At 59.1% G+C, this 19438-nt stretch carries 18 protein-coding genes and 3 pseudogenes; 12 read left to right on the top strand and 9 right to left on the bottom strand.

Annotation, left to right across the window (positions count from 1 at the left end; genetic code table 11):
• Positions 1-9: 9 nt before the first annotated feature.
• Positions 10-795: an IclR family transcriptional regulator gene (locus tag AC07W5_RS10660; protein ID WP_494995144.1), complete on the bottom strand. Its 786-nt coding sequence runs from the start codon at positions 793-795 to the stop codon at positions 10-12.
• Between the two features lie 164 nt (positions 796-959).
• Between AC07W5_RS10660 and hmgA the strand changes: the two genes are divergently transcribed.
• From hmgA to maiA, 3 genes are read left to right on the top strand one after another with little or no spacing between them, the layout of a single operon-like run.
• Entirely contained in the window at positions 960-2264 is a 1305-nt protein-coding gene (gene hmgA, locus AC07W5_RS10655; RefSeq protein WP_495023318.1) for a homogentisate 1,2-dioxygenase, read from the top strand.
• 3 nt (positions 2265-2267) lie between these two features.
• Positions 2268-3572, top strand: coding sequence for a fumarylacetoacetase (gene fahA / locus AC07W5_RS10650; protein WP_495023317.1), 1305 nt, complete (start codon positions 2268-2270; stop codon positions 3570-3572).
• Positions 3573-3584: 12 nt separating this feature from the next.
• Positions 3585-4220, top strand: a complete 636-nt coding sequence (gene maiA, locus AC07W5_RS10645) for a maleylacetoacetate isomerase (RefSeq protein WP_495023316.1) — start codon at positions 3585-3587, stop codon at positions 4218-4220.
• A gap of 75 nt (positions 4221-4295) precedes the next feature.
• Here maiA and AC07W5_RS10640 read toward each other — a convergent pair whose 3' ends face one another.
• A complete protein-coding gene (locus AC07W5_RS10640; protein ID WP_495023315.1) occupies positions 4296-5099 on the bottom strand; it encodes a SirB1 family protein in 804 nt (267 codons plus the stop codon).
• A 181-nt stretch (positions 5100-5280) separates the two neighbouring features.
• On the opposite strand from AC07W5_RS10640, the gene AC07W5_RS10635 reads away from it, so the two are divergent.
• The 4 genes from AC07W5_RS10635 to AC07W5_RS10620 all read left to right on the top strand — a co-directional run bounded on the left by AC07W5_RS10635 (position 5281) and on the right by AC07W5_RS10620 (position 9603).
• The gene (locus AC07W5_RS10635; protein WP_494995139.1) at positions 5281-6300 is read left to right on the top strand and encodes a Leu/Phe/Val dehydrogenase; all 1020 of its coding nucleotides are present in this window, start codon (positions 5281-5283) and stop codon (positions 6298-6300) included.
• A 103-nt stretch (positions 6301-6403) separates the two neighbouring features.
• Entirely contained in the window at positions 6404-7498 is a 1095-nt protein-coding gene (pdhA, locus tag AC07W5_RS10630) for a pyruvate dehydrogenase (acetyl-transferring) E1 component subunit alpha (protein WP_494995138.1), read from the top strand.
• Positions 7491-8477 carry an alpha-ketoacid dehydrogenase subunit beta gene (locus AC07W5_RS10625; RefSeq protein ID WP_494995137.1) on the top strand — a complete coding sequence of 329 codons (987 nt, stop codon included), beginning with the start codon at positions 7491-7493 and terminating at the stop codon, positions 8475-8477. Before pdhA ends, AC07W5_RS10625 begins: the two co-directional genes overlap by 8 nt.
• Positions 8478-8493: 16 nt before the next feature.
• The gene (locus AC07W5_RS10620; protein ID WP_495023314.1) at positions 8494-9603 is read left to right on the top strand and encodes a dihydrolipoamide acetyltransferase family protein; all 1110 of its coding nucleotides are present in this window, start codon (positions 8494-8496) and stop codon (positions 9601-9603) included.
• Between the two features lie 197 nt (positions 9604-9800).
• Here AC07W5_RS10620 and AC07W5_RS10615 read toward each other — a convergent pair.
• A pseudogene (locus AC07W5_RS10615) lies at positions 9801-10040 on the bottom strand (YebG family protein); the annotation flags it as partial.
• A 360-nt stretch (positions 10041-10400) separates the two neighbouring features.
• Between AC07W5_RS10615 and AC07W5_RS10610 the strand changes: the two are divergent.
• Complete coding sequence (locus tag AC07W5_RS10610) at positions 10401-10901, top strand: phosphate-starvation-inducible protein PsiE (protein ID WP_495023313.1); 501 nt, start codon at positions 10401-10403, stop codon at positions 10899-10901.
• On the opposite strand, the gene AC07W5_RS10605 is transcribed toward AC07W5_RS10610, so the two are convergent.
• The 3 genes and pseudogenes from AC07W5_RS10605 to AC07W5_RS10595 form a co-directional block, all read right to left on the bottom strand.
• Positions 10898-11227 (bottom strand): DUF3509 domain-containing protein, encoded by a 330-nt coding sequence (locus AC07W5_RS10605; protein WP_495023312.1) that lies wholly within the window; start codon positions 11225-11227, stop codon positions 10898-10900. The two genes, AC07W5_RS10610 and AC07W5_RS10605, sit on opposite strands and share 4 nt — an antisense overlap.
• 433 nt (positions 11228-11660) lie before the next feature.
• Positions 11661-11783 (bottom strand): annotated as a pseudogene (locus AC07W5_RS10600) (HAAAP family serine/threonine permease); the annotation flags it as partial.
• Between the two features lie 67 nt (positions 11784-11850).
• Positions 11851-12140, bottom strand: a pseudogene (locus tag AC07W5_RS10595) (L-serine ammonia-lyase, iron-sulfur-dependent, subunit alpha); the annotation flags it as partial.
• A gap of 279 nt (positions 12141-12419) precedes the next feature.
• Here AC07W5_RS10595 and AC07W5_RS10590 point away from each other — a divergent pair.
• Positions 12420-12827, top strand: coding sequence for an HPF/RaiA family ribosome-associated protein (locus AC07W5_RS10590; protein ID WP_494995133.1), 408 nt, complete (start codon positions 12420-12422; stop codon positions 12825-12827).
• Positions 12828-13048: 221 nt separating this feature from the next.
• Here the strand turns inward: AC07W5_RS10590 and AC07W5_RS10585 are convergent, their stop codons facing one another.
• Genes AC07W5_RS10585 through AC07W5_RS10575 form a run of 3 tightly spaced genes read right to left on the bottom strand, consistent with a single transcriptional unit; the run spans position 13049 to position 15665 of the window.
• A complete protein-coding gene (locus tag AC07W5_RS10585) occupies positions 13049-13801 on the bottom strand; it encodes an SDR family NAD(P)-dependent oxidoreductase (protein WP_494995132.1) in 753 nt (250 codons plus the stop codon).
• Between the two features lie 22 nt (positions 13802-13823).
• Positions 13824-14609: a sulfite exporter TauE/SafE family protein gene (locus tag AC07W5_RS10580; protein ID WP_495023311.1), complete on the bottom strand. Its 786-nt coding sequence runs from the start codon at positions 14607-14609 to the stop codon at positions 13824-13826.
• Positions 14610-14639: 30 nt separating this feature from the next.
• Entirely contained in the window at positions 14640-15665 is a 1026-nt protein-coding gene (locus tag AC07W5_RS10575) for a TauD/TfdA family dioxygenase (RefSeq protein WP_495023310.1), read from the bottom strand.
• 554 nt (positions 15666-16219) lie between these two features.
• On the opposite strand from AC07W5_RS10575, the gene AC07W5_RS10570 reads away from it, so the two are divergent.
• From AC07W5_RS10570 to AC07W5_RS10560, 3 genes are all read left to right on the top strand, one after another.
• Positions 16220-17608, top strand: a complete 1389-nt coding sequence (locus AC07W5_RS10570) for an aminotransferase-like domain-containing protein (RefSeq protein WP_494995129.1) — start codon at positions 16220-16222, stop codon at positions 17606-17608.
• 149 nt (positions 17609-17757) lie between these two features.
• The gene (locus AC07W5_RS10565; protein ID WP_494995128.1) at positions 17758-18333 is read left to right on the top strand and encodes an RNA polymerase sigma factor; all 576 of its coding nucleotides are present in this window, start codon (positions 17758-17760) and stop codon (positions 18331-18333) included.
• Complete coding sequence (locus AC07W5_RS10560; protein ID WP_495023309.1) at positions 18333-19319, top strand: FecR family protein; 987 nt, start codon at positions 18333-18335, stop codon at positions 19317-19319. The genes AC07W5_RS10565 and AC07W5_RS10560 overlap by 1 nt, the downstream gene beginning before the upstream one ends.
• The last annotated feature ends 119 nt before the right edge of the window (positions 19320-19438 follow it).

Genomic DNA, 19438 nt, shown 5'->3' with positions numbered 1-19438 from the left:
ACCGTCCGGTCAGCGCTCATACCCCATTCTCCAACTCACCGCCTGCGTCGCCGCCAACAAACGCTGCGCGGCCGGGCCATTCTCATCGGCATGAAACAACGACGTCGGGCCGACCACCGTCAGCACTGCCGCCACATTTCCGACCGCGTTGAACACCGGTGCCGACAACGCGTCCACACCCGGCATCAACAGGCCATGGACATGATGCAGACCGCGTAAACGGATCTGTTCGCACACTGCCGCGTAAGCCTTCTCATCGGCCAGCAGATGACCAGCGCTCGCTTTCAGTTCCTGCTCGCGCAACTCGATGGTTTCGCGGTTCGGCAGGAAAGCGCTGAACACCAGTCCTGTCGATGAGCTGAGCAATGGCAATACCGAGCCCAATTGTGTGACCACCGTCACTGCGCGCACCGCCGGTTCGATATGCACCACGGTCGCACCCTGATTACCCCATACCGCGAGGAAGCACGTTTCGTTCAGCTCGTCGCGCAACTCGGCCAGCGGCAGCGCGGCGACTTTCAGCACGTCCATACTGCTAAGAGCGGCCAAACCCACGCGCAATGCTTCACGGCCCAGGCCGTAATGGTTGGTGGCGGTATTTTGCTCAGCAAAACCGCTGGCAATCAGCGCCTGCAAATAGCGATGGACCTTGCTCGCCGGCATCTTCACGTGTTCGGCCAGACGCGACAAAGAAGTGGCCGGCGACAGTTCCGCCAGGGCCTTGAGGATGTCAGTACCGACCTCGGCCGAGCGGACTTTCTGTTTACCGTTGCTGTCGCTGGTGTTCTTTTCCATGGAGGCGGTGTGATCCCGAGACGAATGGACGTCTTTATAGCTTGACGCTCAATACCAATCAAATTACGTTATGCGTAATCTAATTACGATAAAAACAATGCAGGCGTGCTGAGACTTCTGGATCGGAAGGTACAGCGCTCTGCTCACTCCACTCAGGAGGCTCCATGGACCTCGATTCCTCGGCGCAAGCCTTGGCTTATCAGTCAGGCTTTGGCAACGAATTCAGCAGTGAAGCGCTGCCTGGTGCGTTGCCCGTCGGCCAGAATTCTCCGCAAAAAGCGCCCTACGGTCTCTACACCGAACTCTTCTCCGGCACCGCGTTCACCATGGCTCGCAGCGAAGCGCGGCGCACCTGGATGTACCGCATTCAGCCATCGGCCAACCACCCGTCGTTCGTCAAGCTGGAACGGCAACTGGCGGGTGGCCCGCTGGGTGACGTCACGCCTAATCGCCTGCGCTGGAACCCGTTGGACATTCCCGGCGAACCGACCGATTTCATCGACGGTCTGGTGAGCATGGCTGCCAACTCGGCGGCGCAGAAGCCGGCCGGGATCAGTATCTATAACTACCGCGCCAACCGCTCGATGGAGCGGGTGTTCTTCAACGCCGACGGCGAGTTGCTGGTGGTGCCGGAGCAGGGCCGTCTGCGTATCGCCACCGAACTGGGTGTGCTTGAGCTGGAACCGCTGGAAATCGCCGTGCTGCCTCGCGGTATGAAATTCCGTGTCGAGCTGCTCGATGCCCAGGCTCGCGGCTACATCGCCGAGAACCATGGCGCACCCCTGCGCCTGCCGGACCTGGGGCCGATTGGCAGCAACGGCCTGGCCAATCCGCGGGACTTCCTGACCCCGGTCGCCCATTACGAAGACCTCAAGCAGCCCACTACCCTGGTGCAGAAATTCCTCGGCGAACTCTGGGGTTGCGAGCTCGATCATTCGCCGCTGAACGTGGTCGCCTGGCACGGTAACAACGTGCCATACAAATATGACCTGCGGCGTTTCAACACGATCGGCACGGTCAGCTTTGACCATCCCGATCCATCGATCTTCACCGTCCTTACGTCGCCGACCAGTGTCCACGGCCTGGCCAACCTCGACTTTGTGATCTTCCCGCCACGCTGGATGGTGGCCGAGAACACCTTCCGTCCACCGTGGTTCCACCGCAACTTGATGAACGAGTACATGGGTCTGATCCAGGGCAGTTACGACGCCAAGGCCGAAGGCTTCCTGCCGGGTGGTGCGTCCTTGCACAGCTGCATGAGCGCCCACGGGCCAGACGGCGAGACCTGCACCAAAGCGATCGCCGCTGAGCTTTCGCCGAGCAAGATCGACAACACCATGGCTTTCATGTTCGAAACCAGTCAGGTGCTGCGCCCGAGTCGCTTCGCCCTCGACTGCCCGCAGTTGCAGAATGACTACGATGCTTGCTGGGCGTCGTTGCCCGCTACCTTCAATCCGAACCGGAGATAACCGATGAATCAGCCAACCATCACTCGTAGCTGGGTTGCCTCCGCCAACGGCCACGCCGATTTCCCGCTGCAAAACCTGCCGTTGGGTGTGTTCAGCATCAACGGTTCTGCACCCCGCAGCGGCGTGGCGATCGGTGAGCACATCTTTGATCTGGAAGCGGCGCTGGAGGCCGGTCTGTTTGACGGCGCAGCACGCACGGCGGTCGAAGCTACCCGCGGCGGCCAGTTGAACGCGTTCTTCGAGCTGGGCCGCAGTGCTCGCCTCGCTTTGCGCGAACGTCTGCTGGAACTGTTCGCCGAAGGCAGCACCCTGCACGGCAAGATCGAAGCCCAAGGCGCGAAGTTGCTGCCACTGGCTGCGAACTGCCAAATGCACTTGCCAGCGAAGATCAATGATTACACCGACTTCTATGTCGGCATCGAGCACGCACAAAACGTCGGCAAGCTGTTCCGTCCCGACAACCCGCTGCTGCCGAACTATAAATATGTACCGATCGGCTACCATGGCCGCGCATCGACCATTCGCCCGTCCGGCACCGACGTGCGTCGGCCGAAAGGCCAGACCCTGCCGGCCGGTCAGACCGAGCCGACTTTCGGCCCATGTGCGCGCCTGGACTATGAGCTGGAACTGGGTATCTGGATCGGTCAGGGCAACGCCATGGGCGACTCGATTGCCATTGGCGATGCAGCGGAGCACATCGCCGGTTTCTGCCTGCTCAACGACTGGTCGGCGCGGGATATCCAAGCGTGGGAGTACCAGCCGCTGGGTCCATTCCTGTCCAAAAGCTTCATCACCAGCATCTCGCCGTGGGTGGTGATGGCCGAAGCCCTGGAGCCATTCCGTCGTGCCCAACCGGCCCGTCCGGAGGGCGATCCACAGCCGCTGCCGTATCTGCTCGACAAGCGTGATCAGGCCACCGGTGCCTTCGATATCGAACTGGAAGTGCTGTTGCTGACCGAGTCGATGCGCGAACAGAACCTGCCGGCCCATCGCCTGACTTTGAGCAACACTAAACACATGTACTGGACCGTGGCGCAGATGGTTGCGCACCACAGCGTCAACGGCTGCCAGCTGCAGGCCGGCGATCTGTTCGGTTCGGGCACCCTGTCGGGGCCGGAGAATGGTCAGTTCGGCAGCCTGCTGGAAATCACCGAGGGCGGCAAAAAGCCGATCGAACTGGCGTCGGGCGAGGTGCGTAAATTCCTCGAAGACGGCGACGAAATCATCCTGCGTGCTCGCTGCAGTGCTGACGGTGTTGCCTCCATCGGTTTCGGCGAATGCCGCGGCAAAATCCTGCCGGCACGTTAAGAGGTTCTAGCCATGGAACTCTATACCTACTATCGCTCGACCTCGTCCTATCGGGTGCGCATCGCGCTGGCGCTCAAGGGGCTGGATTACCAGGCGCTGCCGATCAACCTGATCGCCGCCCAAGGTGGCGAACATCGGCAGCCGGCGTACCTGAGTGTCAACCCGCAGGGCCGCGTACCGGCCTTGCGCACCGATGAAGGCGACTTGCTGATTCAGTCACCGGCGATCATCGAGTACCTCGAGGAACGTTATCCACAGGTGCCGTTGCTGTCCAAAGATCTGGCCACCCGCGCGCACGAGCGTGGGGTGGCAGCGTTGATCGGTTGCGACATTCATCCGTTGCACAACGTCAGCGTGCTCAACCTGCTGCGCCAATGGGGCCATGACGAGGTTCAGGTGGTGCAGTGGATCAGTCACTGGATCACCCAAGGGCTGGCGACGGTCGAGCACTTGATCGGCAACGAAGGTTACTGCTTTGGCGGCGAGCCGGGGTTGGCGGATGTCTACCTGATCCCGCAGGTGTATGCGGCCGAACGGTTCAAAATTTCCCTTGAGGGCTATCCACGGATTCGTCGGGTGGCCGCGTTGGCTGCTCAGCATCCGGCGTTTCTCAAGGCGCATCCGGCGCAGCAACCCGATACACCGTAGTGTGAGGGTTGATGATCGTTCCCACGCTCTGCGTGGGAATGCCGCCATGGACGCTCTGCGTCCGTCAATTCAGACTCAATGCACAATCGAATTAGGCGGTAAATGCTCCAACCGCTCGGTCAGTCGCAACCGCTGTATCGGGTCTTCACTGAGCAGCAACGCATGCTCAAGATCGAAGCGCTCGGCATTTGGGCAATCCAGACGTTGATACAGGCTGGCGCGGGCCAGGTAATCGGCTGCGCTGGCGTTACCCAGCTCCAGCACACGTTCGGCGTCGATCAGTGCGCCGAGGTTGTCGTCGTTGGCGAGGTGTAACTGGCGCAGGTTGCGCGACAGGCGCTGCAACATGTGAATCGGCTCGGCGGTGAGTAAATGCTCTGCGCCAAGCTTCATGTTCGGACCATATTGGCGTTGCAGCAGCTCACGGCAATCATTGGGATATAGCCGTCGCCCGCCGCACGGGTCGAGTAGATGGTCAGTACCAGGCACTCGCAGCAGGAAATGCCCCGGGAAGTTGACGCCGACGAGGGGGATTTCCAGACGCCTGGCCAGCTCCAGGGCAACCAACCCCAGCGCCAGCGGTTGTCCGCGTCTGCGTTCCAGTACTTTATTGAGCAGTGCAGCCTGGGGTCGCAGCGGGGTGGAATCATCCTGCGCAAAGTGCAGGTCATTCATACGGCGCAACAAGGGCTGCCCGAGCTCAGTCACCGGCAACATCGGCAAACCGGAGCTGACCCGTTGCTGCAGCTCTATGAAATTGTGCAACAGCACCTCTGGCTCTACCGCCGGATCGTGCTCGACAGCGATCCACAGTGCCGCTTCAAAGAGCGCCGGTGGAGAGCGTTGCAGACAGGCGAAAAAAGCTTGGCGGGGGGTCATCAAAATCTCCGGTGAATGCCTCGTTTTAGCCCCGTCGCCGGCTTTCGTCCAGTGCCGTGCGCATGACGTTGCAGGTTATGTCTGAAAGCCTTCAAACAGCCTCGGCTTATTCCCGTGTGCTTCAGCAATCTTTTACCGGAAGCCTATACTGGCGACATAAGCTTTATTCGGGAGCCCGATGATGTTTGCTCTCATGCAAAGCACTCGCCTTGAATCGCTGCACCTGAGCGTCGACCCAAAGACCGGGTTGAAGGCGGTGATTGCCATTCATTGCAGTCGCTTGGGACCAGCCCTGGGCGGTTGTCGTTACCTTGCCTACCCCGACGACGAAAGCGCTGTGGTCGACGCTGTGCGTCTGGCCCAGGGAATGAGTTACAAGGCTGCATTGGCCGGTCTGCCTCAAGGCGGCGGCGTAGCGGTGATCGTTCGCCCGCCTCATGTCGAAAGTCGCGCCGCCTTGTTTGAATCTTTCGGCCGCTGCATCGAACAGCTTGACGGTCGCTACATCACCGCCATCGACAGTGGTACCTCGGTTGCCGACATGGATTGCATTGCCCAACAGACCCAGCATGTCACCAGCACCACCGCTGCGGGCGATCCTTCGCCGCACACCGCCATGGGCGTGTTCGCCGGAATCCGCACCACTGCCATGGCCCGTTTGGGCAGCGATAACCTTGAAGGTTTGCGCATTGCCATTCAAGGTTTGGGTAATGTCGGCTTTGCACTCGCCGAGCAATTGCACGCCGCAGGTGCCGAATTGCTGGTCAGCGACATTGACCCCGGCAAAGTACAGTTGGCCATGGAGCTATTGGGGGCTCATCCAATTGCCAATGAAGCGCTGCTCAGCACCCCGTGCGACATTCTCGCGCCTTGCGGTCTGGGTGGTGTGCTCAACAGCCACAGCGTCGCCCAATTGCGCTGCGCGGCGGTAGCCGGTTCCGCGCACAATCAGCTGACCAACCTGCTAGTCGCCGATCAACTGGAAAATCGCGGGATTCTGTATGCACCGGATTACGTGATCAATTCCGGCGGGTTGATTTACGTTGCGCTGAAACATCGTGGCGAAGAGCTGACGACCATTACCGCTCACCTCTCGAAAATCGGCGCACGGCTGACCGAAGTCTTCGCCCACGCCCAGGCCGAAAAACGCTCCCCGGCGCGGGTGGCTGACGAGTTGGCGGAGCGCCTGCTATACCGATAGGAGAGAGCAAAGACCCCACGACGGCCGACTTGCTCGAAAGGCCCGCGCCACAAGCACCGGGCTCAACAGCATCACGCTTATCCGGCGTGCAAGGAGCGGTGCCATGCCCAATAAGGTCGACCTTCCCTATACCCGCTATTTATCTCCCGACGGCAAACTGCTTGGTGAGCTTCCTGCCTGGGCGGATGATTTCAACCTGCTGACGCGCCTCTACCGGCAGATGGTGTTGACGCGCCTGTTCGATCAGAAAGCCGTCGCTCTGCAACGCACCGGGCGCATTGGGACTTACGCGCCGACCCTGGGCCAAGAGGCGATCGGCGTCGCGATTGGCAGCCTGATGCGGCCCGAAGATGTGCTGGTGCCCTATTACCGCGACACCGCCGTGCAATTGATGCGCGGGGTACGCATGGAAGAAATTCTCCTGTATTGGGGGGGCGACGAGCGCGGCAGTGACTTTGCCGAACCTGCGGTGGCCCAGGATTTCCCCATCTGTGTGCCGATCGCGACCCAGGCGCTACATGCCTGTGGCGTCGCCAGTGCATTCAAGATCCGTGGCGAGCATCGGGTGGTGGTGACCACCTGTGGCGACGGCGCCACCAGTAAAGGTGATTTCCTCGAAGCCCTCAACGTGGCCGGAGCCTGGCAGTTGCCGGTGGTGTTCGTGGTCAACAACAACCAATGGGCGATCTCGGTACCGCGGCGGATTCAGTGCGGCGCGCCGACTCTGGCGCAGAAGGCGATTGGCGCCGGGTTCCACGGCGAGCAGGTCGACGGCAATGACATGCTCGCGGTGTATGAGCGCATGCAAATCGCCCTCGAACGGGCGCGTCACGGCAAAGGCCCGGTACTGCTGGAATGCCTGAGTTATCGCCTCGGCGACCACACCACCGCGGACGACGCCACGCGTTACCGCCCGGCCGATGAGGTCAAGCAAGCCTGGCTTGAAGAACCGATCAAACGCCTGCAAACCTTCATGGCCGGGCAGGGTGTCTGGGATGAAGGTCGCGAGCAGGCGCTGATCGCCGAATGCCAGGGTCTGGTGCAGCGTGCTGTGGATAACTTCGATGCGGCTGGCAATCAAGCGCCGGAAGCGGTGATGCGATACGTCTATGCACAGTGGCCGGCGGCCTTGGCGGAACAGCGCGAATGGTTTCTCGAAAGGATTGCGCGGCGCGCGGGAGGTTCGGCTCATGAGTAACGAAAAAGTCAGCCTCCTTGAAGCCGTGAACCTGGCCATGCACCGGGCCATGAGCGAAGACGAAAATGTCATCGTCCTCGGCGAAGACGTCGGCGTGAACGGCGGTGTGTTTCGCGCCACCCAAGGATTGCGGGACAGCTTCGGCTTCAAACGGGTCATCGACTCGCCACTGGCGGAAACCATGCTCGGTGGACTTGTGGTGGGCATGGCCGCTCAAGGCTTGAAACCGGTGGTGGAAATCCAGTTCATGGGTTTTATCTACGCCACCATGGAGCACCTGGTGTCCCACGCCAGCCGCATGCGCAACCGTACGCGTGGGCGGATCACTTGCCCGATGGTAATGCGCTCGCCGATGGGCGCCGGAATTCGTGCGCCGGAGCATCACAGCGAAAGTACCGAAGCATTGCTTGCGCATATTCCGGGGCTACGGGTGGTGATTCCATCGTCGCCGGCAAGAGCCTATGGCTTGCTGCTGGCGGCCATCGATGATCCCGATCCGGTGGTGTTTCTCGAGCCAACCCGGCTCTATCGCATGAACCCGCAACCGCTGGTCGATGACGGCAAACGCCTGCCGCTGGATACCTGCTTCACCCTGCGCGAAGGCAACGACATCACCTTGATCAGTTGGGGCGCCAGCGTCATGGAAACCTTGCAGGCCGCCACCGCGCTGGCCGAGCAGGGCGTTTCGGCGGAGGTAATCGATGTCGCCTGTGTCAAACCTTTGGACCTCGACACCCTTGAAGCCTCGGTACGCAAGACCGGTCGCTGCGTGATCGTCCATGAAGCACCACGCTCCTGTGGCGTCGGCGCGGAAATCGCTGCGAGCCTCTACGAGCGGGTATTGCTGCAATTGCAGGCACCGATCCAGCGAGTCACCGCGCCGGATATTCCGCCACCGCTGTACCGGCTCGAACACCTGTATATCCCCAGCGTCGAGGACATCCTTTACGCCTGCGATACCGCGCTGAATTTCGCCTGAGCCCGAGGAGGGAGCGATGAAATATTTCAAACTGCCCGATCTGGGCGAAGGTCTGCAGGAAGCGGAGATTGTCGAGTGGCACGTCAAGGTCGGCGATACGGTGAAAGCCGATCAACTGCTGGTCTCGGTGGAAACCGCCAAGGCCCTGGTGGATATCCCTGCGCCCTATGACGGTGTGGTGGCAAAAACCTACGGCGGCGAAGGCGACATCCTGCATGTTGGCGAGCCCTTGCTTGGCTATGAAGGCGAAGCGGATGCGGGCACCGTGGTCGGGCGCCTCGAAGGCGGCGGCAACAGCCAGGACGATCAGTTTTTCGTCGGTGCCGCGCCCTCGACCCGTGAACACATGGCTACTCGCGCCACCCCGGCGGTGCGGCAACTGGCACGGCAACTGGGCGTCGACTTGAGTGCGCTGAGCGGTTCCGGCGCTGATGGCTTGATCACCCGCAGCGATGTCGAGAACGCGTCCCAGACCGAGCGCGACAAATTCGGCGGCGATAAGCTGCGTGGCGTACGTCGCAGCATGGCGTTGAACATGGCCAGGTCCCACGCTGAAGTGGTGCCGGTGACAATCTTCGGTGATGCCGATTTGCATCGCTGGGGGCACGCCAGGGATCCGTTGATTCGTCTGGCCAAGGCCATGGCCGCCGCTTGTGCGGTGGAGCCAGTGCTCAACAGTGCGTTCGACGGCAAGTCGCTGTCGATCAAGCAGCACGAAACACTCGACCTGGGGATCGCCGTGGACACACCGGACGGCTTGTTCGTGCCGGTGCTGCGTGACGTGGGCAATCGTAAATCGGCAGACCTGAAAGAGGGCATGAGTCGTTTGCGAGCGGACGTGCAGGCTCGCTCGATACCGCCCAAGGAGATGATGGGCGCGACCCTGACGCTGTCCAATTTCGGCACCTTGTTCGGACGTTATGCCAACCCGGTGGTGGTGCCGCCGCAAGTGGCAATCCTCGCTGCCGGCGGGATTCGCGACGAACCGGTGGCGGTGAACGGCAAGGTGGCGGTGCATCCGGTGCTACCGCTGTCATTGACCTTCGATCACCGGGCAGTCACGGGAGGCGAAGCGGCGCGCTTCTTCAAGGCGTTGGTCGAGGCTCTGGAAAAGCCTGAGGATTAGACTTTTCATTCGCCCATGAAAAAGGCCCTGAGCCATTTGACTCAGGGCCTATTCAATTCGGGCGTTGCTTACTTGGCGGACTTGGCGGTTTTCGCGGGCTTAACGGGTTCAGCTGCTTTAGTCGCTTCAGTCGCTTCAGTTGTTTCAACCACTTCAACCACTTCAACCGATTCAGTTACTTCAGCCGGCACGTTGAGCAACTCGGACAGTGCATCCGGTTGGCTCTTGAATGCCCTGGCGAACACATCGCGGTTTTTCGCCATGTAGATCCCGGCTTCTTCCACTTGCTGTTCGGTCAGCGACGGAACTGCTTTTTGCAACACTTCAGCCAGCAACTCAGCCAGTTCGAGCATTTTGTCATGACGGTCAGCTTCGGCTTTATCCATGAACAAGCGCTCCAGATCTCGGCTGCTGCGGTATACCACTTCGACGGCCATTCACCACCTCACATGCCTTTACGATAGTTGTCTTGGCGACTACTGTATTTTTATACAGCTAAAAGGATAAGCGAATCCCTGCGCTTTGGGTAGTGGCTTTTTAATGTAGTCGGGATTTTGGGTTTGTCAGGTAAACCGAGGTGCCTCATTCGCGGGCAAGCCTCGCTCCTGCAGGTACTGCGTTCATGTAGGAGCGAGGCTTGCCCGCGATGATGGCGCCGGTACAGGTGCCGCAGAAAAGTGCCTCATATCACCCCGTCACCATCTCACTTCTCAGGCTCTGGCCTTTTTTCTGCATGCAGAGAAACCGTCACGTCAAACCCGCATGATCTGGTCTAACCGACCTAAGGAAATACCATCGTGAAAATCAATTGGGCCGAGAACCTTCGCCAAAATGTCCATCAGCTGGCCGAGTCGCTGGGCAATCTGTTCGTCGAAACGTTCCACTACCTGGCGCTGTTCGCCATTGGTGCGGTGACGGCCTGGGCGGCGGTGATAGAATTCTTGCAGATGATCGAGGCGGGTCACATCAAGATCGATGACATTCTGCTGCTGTTCATCTACCTCGAACTGGGGGCGATGGTCGGGATTTACTTCAAGACCAACCACATGCCAGTGCGCTTCCTGATCTACGTGGCGATCACCGCGCTGACCCGCCTGCTGATTTCCAATGTCTCCCACCACAATCCGCCAGACGTTGGCATTATTTATCTGTGCGGCGGGATTCTGCTGCTGGCATTTTCGATTCTGGTGGTGCGCTACGCCTCGTCGCAGTTCCCCTCGGTGAAGATTGCAAACCCGCAGCGCAAAGCCGGTGCGGGTTCCAGCGAGCATTCGGAAGTCGAGGAGGGCGAGCGTTAATTCCTCATTGCCAGAGGGGGCTGGCAGCCCGGCCAGCTCTTGCGTGGAGGAGATGGAAGTTTGAGGTTGTCGCTGTCGGTCATCGCCTCGAGAATTGCCATGGCGCTGTGGCCCTGTTCGATGGCGATGCCGAACTGAATACTTTGCACCAGTCGTTTCAGGCGCTGCGGGTCGTTGCGTTGCTCGATGCTGATCATGCGTTTGGCCACCACACGGCCAGCGTTGGAAAGGGTCAGCATGATGCTGCCGTCGAGCCCTTGAATGCTCAGATTGACCTGATAAAGCGGGGCAAAAGCATCGGTAATGATCTGAAAAGGATTGTCCATAATGCGTCACCGCGTGATTGGATCTTGCAGTCATTGACCGGTCGTGATCGGGATTGGTTCGTACTTCCAGACCATCGGCAGGCCGTTCGCTGAGGTTTCATAAGTCCATTTTCCTCCTGACCGACAAAGCAAAGGGCATGCCGGGAAAATCGTCAGACAATAGACCGGCAATAAAAAGGCGGGCTCACGGGCCTAATGCCAGTCAGTTAAGGAATTTCAGGTTCAGCGCTGTCCCCCGTAGCAGCTGCCGAAGGCTGCTCCGGCGGCGAAGCCGTCGCAAATCCTGCTTCCACGATTTGTCTGGAATACCGCAGTGACTGTTTTACGACTGCTGCGCAGCCGGACGCAGGCTTCGCCAGCTGCTACGGTTCGCGTAATGTCTTGACTGACTGGCATTAGGCTCACGGGCCCGCCTTTCAAAACACTGCCCGTTTCAGGGCATGAACGAGAAGATGATCGCCGAAAGCGCCACCAAACCGATCACGACCACGAACAGGTTCGACAGCTGCCCGGAGTACTGGTGCAGCGCCGGCACCCGGCGAATCGCATACATCGGTCATAAGTATCGCCTGATTATTGTTTTTACTGGGGCTCACGGAAAAAGGACGGTTAAGGAGTGCTCGTCAGCATTCCACCCAGCTCACAGCCAGGCCGCCCCGTGAAGTTTCTTTGTATTTGTCATGCATATCGGCGCCGGTATCGCGCATGGTGCGGATCATCCTGTTTAGGGAAATGAAGTGTTTGCCATCGCCGCGCCAGCACCGGAAATCGAGGCGTTTTTCTTGCACAGAATCCCCACCGCTGCCGCGCCGAGGAAGAACGCTCTGACATCGTCATCGCAGGCTTCGGGATTGAACTTCATGTCGTAATGCAGCACTGCGGGGATGATTCCGGCGGCGCCGGCGGGCGGTGCATGACTGGCTGGTGGAGGAGGGGATTTTTCGCAGCATGCACCCGTTGGGCGAGGGGCAATTGTGAAAATTGGAGAGGGAGAGCCGAGGCGACCCAACTCTCGACATTAACAGCGCTTTTGCGTGTTGTCCGGCTTTTTTTGTGAATGAAAATTTATCTTTTTTTAGGGGTTGAATTGTTCTGCGCGCAGCCCGACTCTGTAAGCAAGAGGTCACGGTCATCACGCCTCAAGGCGTTGCCGGGGTACCTCTCGCGAGCTAGCTGAAATAAGGGATGAACTATGCAAATCCAAGTCAATAGCGATAACCATATTCAAAGCAGCATCCGACTGGAGGAGTGGGTACGTACTACCATTGAGAGCACGCTCGAACGTTATGAAGAAGACCTGACACGGGTCGAGGTTCACCTGCGGGACGAGAACGGCGACAAACCGGGTCCCCACGATATGCGCTGCCAGCTTGAAGCGCGGCCAAAAGGCCATCAACCGATTTCGGTCACCCATAAAGCCGATACGCTGGACCAGGCGATCGAAGGTGCAGCCACCAAGCTTGAGCACGCGCTGGAGCATCTGTTCGGCAAACTGCGCGGTAAACGCGCCACCGTGACGCCAATCCAGACTGGCGCTCATGCAGATGCGCTGCTTGAAGAAGAGTTTCTGGAAAATGAACAGGCCGCGCTCAATAGCTGACGCCTGACATACCTTTACCACCCCAATGAAAACGGGCCTGCAATCGCAGGCCCGTTTTGTTTTTGGCAATTGGTGCCTGACGCCTGATCCGTTGATCGTTCCCACGCTCTGCGTGGGAATGCAGCCCGTGACGCTCCGCGTCACAGCCAAAGTGGACGCAGAGCGTCCAGTGAGGCATTCCCACGCAGAGCGTGGGGACGATCAACGCCGATGCAAAAACCTCAAAGATTGCGTGCGATGCTCAAGGCCGAATAGGTCTGGGCGACGGGCATGATTTCGATGGAGTTGATGTTCATGTGTTCCGGTTGCTGGGCAATCCATGCCACGGTATTGGCCAAATCCTGCGGCAGGATGGCGTCGACGTCCTTGTACAATGCCGCGACCGCTTCCAGGTTGCCATCCAGGCGCACCACGGAGAAATCCGTCCCCGAGCAAAGCCCCGGTTCGATATTGGTCACGCGCACTTTTGTCCCCGCAAGGTCTGCCCGCAGGTTCAGGCTGAACTGCTTGACGAAGGCTTTGCTGGCGCCATATACGTTGCCGCCGGGGTAGGGGTAAGTACCGGCAATTGAGCCGATGTTGATGATCAGTCCGGTATTGGCTTCGACCATGGCGGGTAGAATCTTGTGCGTGACCATCGTCAACCCGGTGATGTTGGTTGCGATCATCCGCTCCCAGTTCTGTGCGTCGGCGTTTTGTGCCCGTTCGATGCCCAGAGCCAGACCGGCATTGTTCACCAATACATCAATCTGCAAAGACGAATCGCGAATGGTTTCGATGGCTGCATCCAGCGATGCCGGATCCGTGACATCCAGGGTGAGGGGAATGAAGTTCTCTCCCAATTCCTGCTCAAGTTCCGCCAGCTTGTCAGTGCGGCGTGCGCCACCAATGACGCAATAACCGTCAGCAATCAGTTTACGGCAGATGGCTTTGCCGAACCCGGCGGATGCGCCGGTTACAAATGCGGTTTTCATGGTGTTCTCCCGTTGAAAAAAATCAGGCCAGGTACTTCACGCCAAGACTGGCGAACAGACAGAGCATCGACAGCACCAGCACTTGGCGCACCACCTCGTTACCCTTGCGGATCGCCAGGGCGCTGCCCACGTGATTACCCAGGATGTTGCACAGCACCAGTGGCAGCGCCAGCAGATAGACGACTTTGCCGGCCATGACGAAGGCCACCAATGCACCAATGTTCGAGGCGAAGTTGAAGGTTTTGGAATTGGCGGAGCTCGATACCAGATCCATCTTCAACAGGTAATGAAAGGCGATGATGAACATGCTGCCGGTGCCTGGCCCAAAGAAGCCGTCGTAGAAACCGATCACCAGGCAGGTCAGCGGGACCACGGTGTAGAGCACCCGATTGCTCAGGGTGTGTTCTGCAACGGGGCGATCTTTGGGGGTCAGGAAAATCAGGATGCCGATCGGAATCAGCGCGAGGATGATTTTTCCCACGGTTTCCTGAGAGATTGAAATGATCAGGTGCGCCCCGAGGTAGGCACCCAACAGGGAAAACGGTACCCCGACCAGCGCCACTTTCCAGACCATTTTGCTATTGGCCAGAAAGTTTCTGATAGCGGCGATCGTGCCCAGGGTGCTGACCAGTTTTTCCTGACCGAGCGCGACCTGAGGCGGCAACCCGACCAACAGGAAACCCGGCACCAGAAACAACCCGCCACCGCCGGCGATGCTGTCGACAAAGCCTGCGACAAAGGCGATCGATCCCAGCATCAGGATCGCGAATATCCAGTGTTCAGCCCAAAAAGATCCCAGCAATTCCATGGTGATACCTGACGAGTGTGAGTTGAAAAATCAAGAAAGGACTTCGTACAGATGATCGGCGCGGGTGAAGCGCACCCGGTTCAAATCGTTGACGGCGAACAGGCGCATCAACCAGCGATCGGCGCCGTCGTTCTGCGGTTCGAAACCATCGCGGGCATGCAGCACGCGCTGATTTTTAAAGATCATGAAGTCGCCCGGCAGCAGCAGATGCGGCTCGTCGAATTGCCGCGATTCCACCAGGGCTTTCAGGGCATTGAGCGCGCATTGCGCCTGGGTGTTCATGGCATAGGTGTTTTCGCAGTCGAAGCGGCACAGCCATTCACCGGACGAGCCACGCACCAGCACCGGCAAGTTGGCCGTGGTGCGGCGATTGCTGGCGAAGGAATCGGGACGTCTGATCTCGAACTGCGGCAACGTCAGTGCGTGGACGGTTTGCGTCGGCAGGGCTGCAACGAGATCGTCGACGTTGACCAGTGTGGTGTTGATCCGCGGGTCGCAACGCATGCCGAAGAACGACAGGTATTCCGGGCAGCAGGACACCGCGTCGACGTTTTCCGCAGAGAGTGGAAGGTCAGGATTGTCCACGTGATAAGAGAAGCGCAGCTTCGAACCATGGGAGCTTTTCTGGGTGCCCGAGGCGCGTGCCGGAATCACGTGACGGAACAGTCGTCCATCGTTCTCGCCTTCGTACACCACCGGGTTGATGCCCAGCAGGCTGTGCATGGACAGGCTCACCAGGCAAGCCACTGGTGTGCTTTTCGGGCTGAGCACGCCTGAGTAAGGCGTCGGCGGAATATCGCGGTCTCGGGGGCAGTTCCTGATGATCAGCGAGCTCAGCTGTTGGTCTTCGACGAATGAGCGGATTTGCTGGGTCAGTGATGAGCCGAGAACATCCTGGGCCTGTTCCTTGAGCTGAAAGTAGATGTCCTTGTTGGCTTCGAAGTCGAGCGGCGTGTGGTTCAGTACGGCCTGCCATGCGCTGGAAATGACCCATGGCAATCTGATTTCCAGCTTGGTGACAGCCTCGGCGGCGAGCTTTAAATTTGCGCTTTCCATTTCCAGTGAAACCCCATGTTCCGATGCTTGGTGCCGTTAGATTTCGTGCGACGCTGGCAGGCGTGCACGACATTATGATTTTGCCGGTGGCGTCTGTCGGAGCGCGGCCGGGTGTTCGTATCGACTCACGGGGTGCATGGAATGCGCCTCTTGATTGAGTCGATGTAATAATTGTAATTACAAAAATTAAATCGATTCAATTTATTTCTTTGGGGCGATCTACCGCAGCATCGCAAAATGATGTTTAACGTGATGATTAAAAAGGGATTTTTCCGACGGAATTTTATTTTTGAATTCCAGCGCTCTGAGCGCTCAGGCGAAGATTTTATTGGGCATCGCTAAACGACTTGCGCCTGAATATCAGGCCGTGATGCGGGATCAGTAGCAGTGAGTCCACTCATGGGCGCGCCCGCTTTCAGGCATTTCTCAACAGATGTTTTTCTAGGGGTGTAATCGTATTAATAGGTGAATATTGATTCGATTGTGGTGCGATTACTCTTATTGAATTTTTCATGTTAGGCTTTCGCGTTCATGCAATTTCTGGTGTTGTCCCTATGTGGGTTCCTCAATACAGCGGCCAAGCACAACCGGTCTATCTGATGATCGCCGACGCCATCGAGCGCGACATCGTCGCCTCCAGACTCGAGCCCGGCGATCGGCTCCCAACCCTCAAAGAACTGGCTGAAATCCTGAAAGTCACGCCGGGCACCATCGGCCGCGCCTACGATGAAGCGGGCAAGCGCGGGTTGGTGATTGGCGAGGTGGGGCGCGGTACGTTCGTGCTGCACAAGAAAGTCTCGAGTGCAGAGCCGCGCGTGCTGAAGAGTCCCGGGAGCAAGGCCGTGACCGGGCAGATCGATCTTTCGATCATCAAACCCAACGATGCCGGAATGACCGACTGGTTACGCGGCTCGATCGTCGAACTGGCGCAGTCGCCGGACCTGGGGCGCATCCTCGATTACACCACTGATGGTGGTCATGCCGTTCACAAAGAGGCCGGTGCCGCCTGGGTGCAACGAAGCTTGCCGGACGCCAACTGGCAGCAGATCGTGCTGACCGCTGGCGCGCAACATGGTTTGTTGGTCGCCATCAGCAGCCTGTCGACCAGTGATGACGTCATTCTCTGCGAAGAGTATTGCTATCCCGGCATCATCTCCCTGGCCCATAGCCTTGGCCGTCGTTTGAAAGGTGTTCGGGTTGACGAATTCGGACTGGTGCCGGAGTCGTTTCGCGCCCTGTGTGCCGAGCACCGGCCGGCCTTGTTGATCTGCGTAACGACCCACCAGAACCCGACCAACTCGATCATGCCGGATGAGCGACGGGCGCAGATTGCGCAGATCGCCCGTGAGTTCGACGTGTTCATCGTCGACGACGACATCTATGGTTTTCTCGAAACCCGTAACGTCCACAAGCCGCTATCGGCTTACGCCCCCGAGCGCTCCATCTACCTGACCAGCTTGTCCAAAAGCATCTTGCCGGCGCTGCGTATCGGTTACCTCTATGCGCCTGCGGAGACCTTGTCGCGGTTGTCTTCGATGGTGCGCAGCAGTGTCTGGATGCCGTCGCCGTTGATGGCGCAACTGGCGAGCAACCTGATCAACAGCGGCATGGGCGCAGGTCTGGTGAAAGTGCAGCAGGATGAAGCTGCGGTGCGGCAGAAAATGGCGCTGGAAATTCTGGGCGCTTATGACATTCGCAGTCAGACCAACAGTTTCCATATCTGGCTTGAGTTGCCGGAGCCCTGGACCAGCGACGAGTTCGCCAATCTGGCGCGGGCCAATGGCGTGACTGTGGTCAGTGGCAGCCAGTTCCTGGCGCAACGCACGGCGTCGACCCGTGGTGTGCGGATTGCCCTGATGACTCCCACTCGCGACGAATTGGGCTTTGCCCTGACCAAGCTGGCCAGTCTGTTGGCAGCGCCGGAGCCGCGGTTGTTCTACTGACGGACAGGTCTGCGCTTGCGCATTTGTGGCTGCCTCGTCGATGTCTTTTGCGTATGAGAATATTTATCATTAATATTGGCGTTTTGTTGAACCACGAACTAGTGCGGCTGCTTGAGACCTTTGCGCAGCACTAGTTGAGCCAGCTATCAATGATCACTACGCCCCCCGAATCCCAGGACGCCGACAGCGCTGAAGCGTTGGGCGGCCGCGCGCATTTCCTGCAGGTGTTTCTATCGCAGCGCCCGCAGATGGAAGCGCTGGTCAGTCGCCGGGTAGGTTGCCGGGCGACCGCGGCGGATCTGGTGCAGGACTTGTTCCTGCGTTTCTGGCGTCGGCCCCTGGTGCAGGTTGAAGAGCTCAGTACCTATTTATTGCGCTGTGCCGGCAACATCGCCATCGATCATTTACGCAGCGAAGGTGCGCGGGGGCGGGTCAACGAAGGTTGGCTGCCGGAGCAACAGGACAATCAAGGCACCGAACCGCAAGCGGCGCTGGAAGCCAGCAATGACCTGCGCCACGTCGAAGCGGCGTTACGCAGTTTGCCGGAGCGCACGCGGCAGATCTTTCTGCTCAACCGCATTCACGGCCGCAAGTACGCTGAGATTGCCAAGGCCATGGGGCTGTCTCAAAGCACCGTCGAAAAACATATGATGCGCGCCCTCGATGCTTGCAAGGCAAGCCTGCGGGAGCCCTCGACACCACGTACGCCAGGGAAAGCACCGTGATGAACACCGCAAGCGTCACCCCGACGCCCGCCCAGGAACAGGCCGCGCTGGCCTGGCTGAGCCTGTTGCATGACCAGCCGAGCAGTGGCGATCAGGCTACGTTCAGGCGCTGGTTGCAGGCCGATCCAGCCCATGTCGAGGCTTATGCCCAGGCTCAGGTGGTCTGGGAGTTGAGTGAAGCGCCAGCGAGCAAGCTGGCACAGGAAGAGGCCTTTGCCTTGCAGGGTTATCTCAACGCCATGAACCGTTCCGGGCGCACTTCGCTGCGACGCTGGTCTGGCGCGTTGGCGATGGCCGCCTGTTTGTTGTTGATGATTTCCCTGGGCGCCGGTTGGCAGCCCTCGCGCTGGATCGATGATTTGGGCGCGGATTATGTCTCGGCGCCTGGCGAAGTGCGTACCGCCACCCTTGCCGATCAATCGCAAGTCACCCTGGATGCCGACAGCGCCATCGCCGTTGATTTCAGCCGGGGAGAGCGGCATATCCAGCTGCGTCGCGGCGCCGGGTTTTTCAGCGTGACCCATACCGGCGAACCGTTCGTCGTTGAAGCCAACGGTGGTGAGGCGCGAGTGCTCGGCACCCAGTTCGAAGTGCGGCTGCAACCGACGGGCGCGCAGGTGACGGTACTGTCCGGGCGGGTGGGCGTCAGCGCGAGCAAAGACACCGCACAACAGGTGCTCGGCGCCGGTCAGCAAGTGGTCTATGCCTCGGGCGCTGCCAGCAGTTTGCATTCGGTCGACAGCGAAGCGCAGCTTGCCTGGCGCCAGGGCTGGCTGAATTACTACAAGGCACCGCTGGCCGACGTGGTCAAAGACCTGAGGCGCTATTACCCGGGGCGGATTGTTCTGCTCAATGATGAACTGGCTGCCCGCCGGGTCAGTGGCAGCTTTCCCAGCAAGGATGCGCAGCTGGTGTTGAATTCCCTGCAAGGCGTTTTGGGCTTTGAGCAGCACAGTGTGTTGGGGCGTCTGATTATTTTGCGTTGAAGCCTCCTGGCAGAAAATCGTTCCCACGCGGTGCGTGGGAACGATCTCCACAATCTCCAATCTCGGACCTGAAAATATTTTCACATTTTTCGTGAGGTAAACCCGGGCGACATCCGTGT

This window comes from Pseudomonas sp. GW821-FHT01E05 (assembly GCF_059422425.1).
This window is presented reverse-complemented; position numbering and strand designations above follow the sequence as displayed.

Bases quoted from the DNA above. Each gene is read 5' to 3' on its own strand.
- AC07W5_RS10660 (WP_494995144.1), bottom strand. From the start codon at position 795: ATGGAAAAGAACACCAGCGACAGCAACGGTAAACAGAAAGTCCGCTCG.
- hmgA (WP_495023318.1), top strand. From the start codon at position 960: ATGGACCTCGATTCCTCGGCGCAAGCCTTGGCTTATCAGTCAGGCTTT.
- fahA (WP_495023317.1), top strand. From the start codon at position 2,268: ATGAATCAGCCAACCATCACTCGTAGCTGGGTTGCCTCCGCCAACGGC.
- maiA (WP_495023316.1), top strand. From the start codon at position 3,585: ATGGAACTCTATACCTACTATCGCTCGACCTCGTCCTATCGGGTGCGC.
- AC07W5_RS10640 (WP_495023315.1), bottom strand. From the start codon at position 5,099: ATGACCCCCCGCCAAGCTTTTTTCGCCTGTCTGCAACGCTCTCCACCG.
- AC07W5_RS10635 (WP_494995139.1), top strand. From the start codon at position 5,281: ATGTTTGCTCTCATGCAAAGCACTCGCCTTGAATCGCTGCACCTGAGC.
- pdhA (WP_494995138.1), top strand. From the start codon at position 6,404: ATGCCCAATAAGGTCGACCTTCCCTATACCCGCTATTTATCTCCCGAC.
- AC07W5_RS10625 (WP_494995137.1), top strand. From the start codon at position 7,491: ATGAGTAACGAAAAAGTCAGCCTCCTTGAAGCCGTGAACCTGGCCATG.
- AC07W5_RS10620 (WP_495023314.1), top strand. From the start codon at position 8,494: ATGAAATATTTCAAACTGCCCGATCTGGGCGAAGGTCTGCAGGAAGCG.
- AC07W5_RS10605 (WP_495023312.1), bottom strand. From the start codon at position 11,227: ATGGACAATCCTTTTCAGATCATTACCGATGCTTTTGCCCCGCTTTAT.
- AC07W5_RS10590 (WP_494995133.1), top strand. From the start codon at position 12,420: ATGCAAATCCAAGTCAATAGCGATAACCATATTCAAAGCAGCATCCGA.
- AC07W5_RS10585 (WP_494995132.1), bottom strand. From the start codon at position 13,801: ATGAAAACCGCATTTGTAACCGGCGCATCCGCCGGGTTCGGCAAAGCC.
- AC07W5_RS10580 (WP_495023311.1), bottom strand. From the start codon at position 14,609: ATGGAATTGCTGGGATCTTTTTGGGCTGAACACTGGATATTCGCGATC.
- AC07W5_RS10575 (WP_495023310.1), bottom strand. From the start codon at position 15,665: ATGGAAAGCGCAAATTTAAAGCTCGCCGCCGAGGCTGTCACCAAGCTG.
- AC07W5_RS10570 (WP_494995129.1), top strand. From the start codon at position 16,220: ATGTGGGTTCCTCAATACAGCGGCCAAGCACAACCGGTCTATCTGATG.
- AC07W5_RS10565 (WP_494995128.1), top strand. From the start codon at position 17,758: ATGATCACTACGCCCCCCGAATCCCAGGACGCCGACAGCGCTGAAGCG.
- AC07W5_RS10560 (WP_495023309.1), top strand. From the start codon at position 18,333: ATGAACACCGCAAGCGTCACCCCGACGCCCGCCCAGGAACAGGCCGCG.